This is a genomic window from Faecalibacterium sp. (genome assembly GCF_052358865.1).
Taxonomy (GTDB): Bacteria; Bacillota; Clostridia; order Oscillospirales; family Ruminococcaceae; genus Faecalibacterium; species Faecalibacterium butyricigenerans.
Window position 1 is genome coordinate 1 of record NZ_DAWCVJ010000098.1, and the last position, 7,695, is coordinate 7,695.

At 55.1% G+C, this 7,695-nt stretch carries 8 protein-coding genes; 4 read left to right on the forward strand and 4 right to left on the reverse strand.

Annotation, left to right across the window (positions count from 1 at the left end; translation table 11 throughout):
• Both ACT8X9_RS11990 and ACT8X9_RS11995 read right to left on the reverse strand, forming a co-directional pair.
• Positions 1-418: Hsp20/alpha crystallin family protein (locus tag ACT8X9_RS11990; RefSeq protein WP_444269139.1), on the reverse strand; the 418-nt coding region annotated here is incomplete at its 3' end.
• A gap of 349 nt (positions 419-767) precedes the next feature.
• Entirely contained in the window at positions 768-1,940 is a 1,173-nt protein-coding gene (locus ACT8X9_RS11995; RefSeq protein WP_444269140.1) for an MFS transporter, read from the reverse strand.
• Between the two features lie 310 nt (positions 1,941-2,250).
• On the opposite strand from ACT8X9_RS11995, the gene ACT8X9_RS12000 reads away from it, so the two are divergent.
• From ACT8X9_RS12000 to ACT8X9_RS12010, 3 genes are all read left to right on the forward strand, one after another.
• Complete coding sequence (locus ACT8X9_RS12000; protein ID WP_444269141.1) at positions 2,251-3,372, forward strand: AI-2E family transporter; 1,122 nt, start codon at positions 2,251-2,253, stop codon at positions 3,370-3,372.
• Positions 3,373-3,589: 217 nt separating this feature from the next.
• On the forward strand, positions 3,590-4,039 hold the full coding sequence (locus tag ACT8X9_RS12005) for a MarR family winged helix-turn-helix transcriptional regulator (protein ID WP_444269142.1): 450 nt from the start codon (positions 3,590-3,592) through the stop codon (positions 4,037-4,039).
• Entirely contained in the window at positions 4,029-4,706 is a 678-nt protein-coding gene (locus tag ACT8X9_RS12010) for a hypothetical protein (protein ID WP_444269143.1), read from the forward strand. Before ACT8X9_RS12005 ends, ACT8X9_RS12010 begins: the two co-directional genes overlap by 11 nt.
• Positions 4,707-4,817: 111 nt before the next feature.
• Here the strand turns inward: ACT8X9_RS12010 and hcp are convergent, their stop codons facing one another.
• Positions 4,818-6,413 carry a hydroxylamine reductase gene (gene hcp, locus ACT8X9_RS12015; RefSeq protein WP_444269144.1) on the reverse strand — a complete coding sequence of 532 codons (1,596 nt, stop codon included), beginning with the start codon at positions 6,411-6,413 and terminating at the stop codon, positions 4,818-4,820.
• A gap of 21 nt (positions 6,414-6,434) precedes the next feature.
• Positions 6,435-7,154, reverse strand: a complete 720-nt coding sequence (locus ACT8X9_RS12020) for an ATP-binding protein (protein ID WP_444269145.1) — start codon at positions 7,152-7,154, stop codon at positions 6,435-6,437.
• Between the two features lie 98 nt (positions 7,155-7,252).
• Here ACT8X9_RS12020 and ACT8X9_RS12025 point away from each other — a divergent pair.
• Positions 7,253-7,695: Crp/Fnr family transcriptional regulator (locus ACT8X9_RS12025; RefSeq protein ID WP_444269146.1), on the forward strand; the 443-nt coding region annotated here is incomplete at its 3' end.

Below are 7,695 nucleotides of genomic sequence, written 5' to 3' on the forward strand. Positions count from 1 at the left end.
GAGGAGCAGGCAGCTCGACGTGCAGGACGCCATCCTCGAACTTTGCGTGGATGTCCTCCTTCTTCACGGCGTCGCCCACATAGAAGCTGCGGGCACAGGTGCCGGAGAATGTCTCGCGGCGGATGTAGCGGCCATTGTTGTCCTTCTCGTCATTCGAGTGGCTGCGCACTGCCTGAATGGTCAGATAGCCGTCGTTCAGTTCCATCTGAACGTCTTCCTTCTTGCAGCCCGGCAGGTCAACAGCCACATCGTAGCCGTTCTCGGTCTGCTTGACATCGGTCTTCATCATGTTTGCACCGCGCTTGCCGAAGGTTTCACGCTCTTCACGGTTCATCGCACGCTCCAGCGCGCCATCGTTCCAGAACGGATCAAAGAGATCATCGAACAGATTCTCATGGAAAACAGCAGGCATAAACATAAATCATTCCTCCAATCCCGGCGTTCGGGTCGGGTAAAAAATCTTTATGTTGTTCATTCGGAAAAGCTTTCCGGGGAGCTGCTCGATCACCTCGCGGCTCTCTCTTTTGCCCTTCCTCCTGAGCACGCCATAGTTATAGCACCATTTATTAGCAGTGTCAAGCGTAGAGTGCTAAAATTCACGAAAAGATAATACTTTTATCATCTTTCATACAATCTCCATCGTTTTTCTTCCTAGGGACGCATTTTATCAAACTGCCGTCTCTTGCAGGCCGTTTCCCACAGGGCAGAGCCACATCCAGAACCATCATGCTGAGCGGATACAGCAGCGGCATTGAGCTGTCTTTGTTTTATCGTACCCGTCCGGTCTCTTTTTGCAGCATTTCGTGCATATAGCCCATCAGAATCAGAATCACCAGCAGATAATAGGGGAAGAGTGCGATCGTGGTATGGTTTGCAATCACGCCAAACAGCGGTGGCATCAGACAATTTCCGACGTATGCACTTGCCATCTGGACTCCAATGATCGCCTGCGACCGGTCCGCCCCAAAGTGGCTCGGCGTTGCATGGATGATGCTGGGATAGATGGGCGCACAGCCAAGGCCGACCAGCAGCAGCCCCGCCAGAGCCGCCGTATCTCCAAACGGCAGGAGAAACGCCGCGACTCCGGCTGCAATGATGCCGAGCCCCATACGGATCATCTGGGTGTCATTGAATTTCAAGGTCAGAAAGCCGCTGAGCGCCCTTCCTGCGGTGATACCGACAAAAAACAGGCTGGCAAAGCTGGCGGCGGTCTCCGGGGCGATGCCCTTGTTCAGCACCAGATAGCTGCTGGCCCACAGGCTGGTGGTCTGTTCCAGAGAGCAGTAGCAGAAAAAAGTGACCAGAACCGCTTTCACACCGGGGATCCGGAAGATCTGTTTCAGGGTCAGAGCTTCTGCGGAGGCCGCTTCCTGCTCCTCTGCATCCGCATCCGATCTTGTTTTCCAAAGCGGAAGGCTCAGAACAAGAACGATCGTCAGAACAAGCTGCATCACGCCGATAATCCGATACCCCGTATGCCACCCGGCATTGCAAGAAAGCGCTGCCCCCATGATATACGGCCCGACCGAGGCACCGATGCCCCACATACAATGGAGCCAGCTCATGTGGCGGCTGGCAAAATGGAGAGCCACATAGTTGTTGAGTGCAGCATCCACGCTTCCGGCCCCAAGGCCGTAAGGAACCGCCCACAGGCACAAGGCCCAGAACGAATTGCTGACAGAAAATCCGAACAATGCCGCAGCCGTCATGGCGACACTGATGGCGGTAACGCCCCCCGCCCCGAACCTCCGGGTCAGACGGTCGCTTTTCAGGCTGGAGATCACCGTTCCCACCGAGATGATGCAGAAGATCACGCCGGAATAGGAGACCGGGACGCCAAATCCCTGATAGATCGAGGGCCATGCGGCCCCGAGAAGAGAATCCGGCAGGCCCAGACTGATAAAAGAAACATAGATCACTGCCAACAGCAGGTGGATCATCTTGCATTCCTCCTTTTTATCGCAGTTTGCGTCTTTCATGCACACGCAACATCCGCAGACTGCATATCGCAGCGATGCTGTTTTGAATTGCGACAAACGATATGATTATATCATAAAAAGGAGAATGCCGCTAGGATAAATGCTCCCTTCGAAAAAAGCATCGATCGACAGGCAGGGCCATCGCTGCGGGCCGCCACTCCCATTCCCGGCGTCTTGACAAGCCTGTTCCTTCCCATTACAATACGATAAAAGAGTCCGCAGAGGGACTTTTGCAATTTGCAGCTACAGGCTCCGGGAAAGGAATGTCGTCATGGAACCAAAAACAAAACAATATCTGCTCGTGACCGTTGTGGGAGTAACGCTTTTTGTCGCACTGCTGCGGCTTTCTGCCGTTCTGGCCTTTGCCGCCGAACTTGTCGATCTGATCCTGCCCATTCTGGCCGGCGGCATTCTGGCGCTTTTTCTCAGCGTGCCTATGGCCGGGCTGGAAAAGCGGCTGAGAAGCCTGTTCCGCAGGGCCAAAAAGCAGCCCTCGGGCAGCGCCATCCATCTTCTCAGCTTTTTCATCACCCTGCTCGGCGTTGTTCTTGTGCTGGTGTTGGCGCTCACCCTGCTGATCCCGGAGCTTGTGCAGTCGTTTCACAGCCTCTATCTGCAGATCGAGTCCAATATCCCCCGCTGGACCGCCTATCTCAGCACACAGGACACCAACATGGACTGGTTGATGCACTGGCTGGAGGGCATCGACTGGGAGCAGCTGCTGCACAGGATCACCAACAGCATCGACACCGTGCTGGTCAATGCGGTCGGGGCGGTATCTGCCACCGTGAACATCGTGGTGACTGCATCTTTTGCCCTGATCATCTCCATCTATATGTCCCTCGGGGCCGAGAGTCTCTGCCACCACGCCCGCACACTGGTATGCGCCTATCTGAAGCCCAGCCACGCCGCCGGGCTGCTGAAATTCTGTCGGCTGTTCCGTCAGTCCTTCGCAAACTTTCTGACGGGACAATGCAGTGAGGCCGTGATCCTCGGTGTCCTCATGACCCTTGCATTTTCGGTTTTCCGGATTCCCTACGGCAGTCTGGTGGGGATGCTCACCGCCATCTGTGCCATCATCCCCTATGTGGGAGCACTGATCTCCTGTGTGGTCAGCGTGTTCCTTGTGCTTCTGGTGGATCCTGTGCTGGCGGTGCGCTGTCTCATCGTCTACCTTGCCGTGCAGTTTATCGAGAACCAGTTCATCTATCCCCGCGTGGTGGGAAAGTCCGTGGGGCTTTCTCCGTTTTACACCCTTGTGGCCGCCATGATCGGCGGAAAGCTTTTTGGCATCATCGGCATCATCTTCTTTATCCCTCTGACTGCGGTGGTCATTGAGCTTGTAAAGGAGGACGCCTTCCGACGCCTGCATACAAAAGAGACCCTGTCCTGACAACAGCGACCCCGGAGAGTGATTTTCACCGCTCTCCGGGGTCGCTGTTTTTTATTCTTTGTTCACTGTGTTGACGTGGCAGAAAAGGCTCCACAGGGCAATGAGTCCTATTTTCCGGTCAAGAACATCGTCGGCAGAAATTTCCTCTTGACAAAGCGGCGGGGATAGCATATAATGCAATCGTTCTAAATAGAACAATATATCACAGGAGGTATTTATGAACTTTTGGGATCATCACAAAGCCATTACCTGCTACTATGAGCTGCTGATGTCATCCGTATGTCAGAAATATCAGCTCCGGCAGATGGAGTATGATATCCTGATGTTTTTATACCATAATCCTCAGTACCATACCGCCGCAGATATTGTACGGGTGCGCAATTCCACCAAATCTCATGTCTCCACCTCACTGAAAGTGCTGGAGGAGCGGGGATTGATCGAAAAAAAGGTCGCCGACGGGAACAAAAAGCATATCGATGTCTATCTGTCCGCGTCGGCTCAGCCGATCATCGCCGAAGGGCTTGAGGCTCAGCGGCAGTTTGCCAGAGATATGTTTCAGGGACTCTCAGAGCCTCAGATCGCAGCTTGTAAACAGGCATTCCAGAAGATATGCGACAACGCAGAAGAATGCCTCAAAATGAAAGGAATGACACATCATGAATCATAAAGCCTACCAGCCCAAAATGCCCGATCGGATGGAGGCGGTGTTCGATGCCGCCTATCTGACCTTTGATCTCGTTGCAGGCATCCTCTTTTTCACGATGGCTCAGGGCCGCAGCCTTTTTATCCTGTATGGCGTCCTGACCCTGACCCTCTGCGGCGGTGACGCCTTCCATCTGGTGCCCCGGATCATCCGGGCCGTGCGAGGCAGCAGCGACCGGATCAAAAAGCAGCTCGGCATCGGGCTGCAGGTCTCTTCCATCACCATGACGGTATTCTATATCATCCTGCTGTATGTCTGGAAGGCCACCTTCCCTCAGCTTCAGGCTCCCGTAGCTGTGGAGATCCTGATCTGGCTGTCTGCCATCCTGCGCATCCTGATCTGCCTGCTGCCCCAGAACAACTGGTGTACCGATGAGGGCAACCCTACCCTGTCCGTCCTGCGCAACGCAGTGTTTGCCTTTACCGGCCTCGGCGTCATCATCCTGTACGCCATCTCCGGCAACACCGGCGACTACCATATGACCCGAATGGTGGCAGCCATCCTCATCTCCTTTGGCTGCTACCTGCCTGTGACCCTCTTCAGTAAGACCAAGCCCAAAGTGGGCCTGCTGATGATCCCCAAGACCTGCTCCTATATGTGGATCATCGCCATGGGTCTGCAGCTTCTGTGACTGTGTTACAGATATGGCTTCAAGCACCAGTCAATCGGCAGAATGGAGAAGGCGGTATTCTACACCGGTCTGGGGGCGAGTGATGGTTTTTTCTTGACATGAAATCCCCAATCAATTCAGCAATGCTTCCAGATCTTCTTCCGGCGTTGTAATCGGCGCGATGCCATAGTTTTCTACCAGATAGTTAAGGACGTTCGGTGAAATGAATGTCGGCAGCGTAGGGCCAAGGCGGATATTCTTAATGCCCAGATACAGCAGCGTCAGCAGAATGCACACGGCCTTCTGCTCGTACCAGGAGAGTACCATGGACAGCGGCAGGTCATTCACACCGCAGCCGAAAGCATCCGCAAGGGCAACAGCGATCTGGATGGCGCTGTAAGCATCGTTGCACTGTCCGACATCCATCAGACGGGGCAGACCGTCGATGGTGCCAAGGTCAAGGTCGTTGAAGCGGTATTTGCCGCAGGCAAGGGTCAGCACTACGGTATCGGCAGGCGTCTGCTTTACAAACTCTGTGTAGTAGTTGCGGCCGGGGCGTGCGCCGTCACAGCCGGCAACTAGGAAGAAGTGCCGGATCGCGCCGGACTTGACTGCCTCAATGACCTGATCTGCCACGCCAAGCACCGTGCCGCGGGCAAAGCCGGTCATGACCGTGCTGCCGCCGTTGATGCCGGTGAAGGGCTTGTCTTCGGAATAACCGCCCAGCTCCAAAGCCTTTTCGATGACCGGGGTGAAGTCTTTGTCCTCTCCGATGTGCATTATTTCGGGGTAGGACACCACCGACGTGGTGAACACCCGGTCGGCATAGCTTGCTTTCGGCGGCATCAGACAGTTGGTGGTGAACAGCACCGGCGCGGGAAGCTCCGCAAACTCCTTCTGCTGGTTCTGCCATGCCGTGCCGAAATTGCCCTTGAGCTGGGAATACTTTTTCAGTTCAGGATAGCCGTGAGCGGGCAGCATTTCGCCATGGGTATAGATATTGATGCCTTTGCCCTCAGTCTGCTCCAGCAGCAGCTTCAGGTCGTGGAGGTCATGGCCGGAGACAACGATGAACGGCCCCTTTTCTACGGTCAGCGGAACGGTAACAGGTATGGGCGTTCCGTAGCTTTCGGTGTTGGCCTTATCCAGAAGTGCCATGCACTTGAGGTTTTTCTCGCCAACCTCCATCACAATCGGCAGCAGTTCCTCCATGCCCCAGTCCTCGCCAATGGCGAAGAGTGCCTTGGCAAAAAAGCGATTCACCTCGTCATCGGTATACCCCAAGACCATGGCGTGATGCGCATAAGCTGCCATGCCGCGCACGCCAAACAGAACAAGGGATTTCAGGCTTCGGATATCCTCATCGGCGCTCCAGAGCAGGTTCATGTCGTAGTCACTGGTGCGTCCGCAAGGGGCAGCACAGCTCGAGCAGTCGGGTACCAGCTGTGCTTTTTCGGCGTGTACCCGGCCAATCAGCTCCCGAATCGTTTTTTCGTTGAAGTTCACATTGGTGACCGTGGTGAAAAGTCCCTCGATCATCAGACGCCATGCCTCCGGCGTCGCCTGCATACCGCCGTCCGTGGCTCTGGCCAGCCCAATCAGAGCGCCGGTCAGTTCATCCTGAAGCTGTGCGACATCGGCAGTCTTGCCGCACACCCCCGCTTTTCCGGTACAGCCGGTGCAGGCTGCCGTCTGCTCGCACTGAAAACAAAACATTTTACGTTCCATCTTGAGTTCCTCTCTATTTGCTTAATCCAGAATTTTTCCGTCAATGGAGATGGTGACCACCTGCCACGGAATAAACTTTCCGCTGGTCTGAAGCGCCTTTTTCGCTGCCATCTCCAAGCCGCCGCAACAGGGTACCTCCATGCGGAGGATGGTCACGCTCTGGATGTCGTTGCTGCGCAGGATCTCGGTGAGCTTTTCGCTGTAATCCACAGCGTCCAGCTTCGGGCAGCCGATGAGGGTCACTTTGCCCCGCATAAACTCCTGATGGAAATTGGCGTAGGCATAGGCCGTGCAGTCCGCTGCAATCAGGAGTTTTGCGCCCGCAAAGTAGGGCGCATGGACAGGTGCCAGCTTGATCTGAACCGGCCAGTTGCGCAGGCGGGAGACCGGCTGCACGGGGGCAGAAGCTGCGCTTTCGGCAGCCTCCGGCTGTTCCAGCGTCCGCATCCGGGAGCCGGGGCAGCCGCCCTCGTGGAGGTGCTTCATCTTCTCCTGCAGTTCCTTTTTCTTTTTGTTCTCCTGCACCGCCGCCTCGTCGTAAGCGGGGGCTTCCCGCTCTTCAAAGGTGATGGCTCCGGTGGGACAGCCCGGCAGGCAATCGCCAAAGCCATCGCAGAAATTCTCCCGCACCAGCTTTGCTTTGCCGTTGATGATGTCAATGGCTCCCTCGTGGCAGGCGGTTGCACAAAGCCCGCAGCCGTTGCATTTTTCTTCGTCAATATGGATGATCTTCCGAATCATATCTATACTCTCCTGTTGTGGGTGTTTTTGCATTTGCAGCCTTATTATAGTATACTAAGGCTATCTTGTCTGTTTGAATTCTAACAAGGAGAGCCTTTATGCAAAAATATTTGCCTGTTCTGCGGAGCTGCCCCTTCTTTACCGGGCTTACCGATGATGAGATCCTGTCCATCCTGCACTGCGTCAGTGCGGCGAAAATCACCCGCCCCCGGGGCTCCTATATCTTCCGTGCCGGAGATTCCACAGAGGTCATGGGGCTTATGCTGTCCGGTTCCACCCTTGTGATCCAGGAGGATCTTTGGGGGCACCGCAACATCCTGTCCAAGTGCAACACCGGGGACTTTTTCGGGGAGCCTTACGCCGCCACCCCCGGTGCCATCCTGAACATCAGCGTGGTGGCAGAGGAGGATTGCGAAATTCTGCTGCTGAACGTCAAGCGGCTGCTCACCTCCTGCCCCACCGCCTGCGACCATCACCAAAAACTCAACCTCAATCTGGTCAGCGCTCTGGCAAACATAATACTGCTTTTTAACGATAAGAT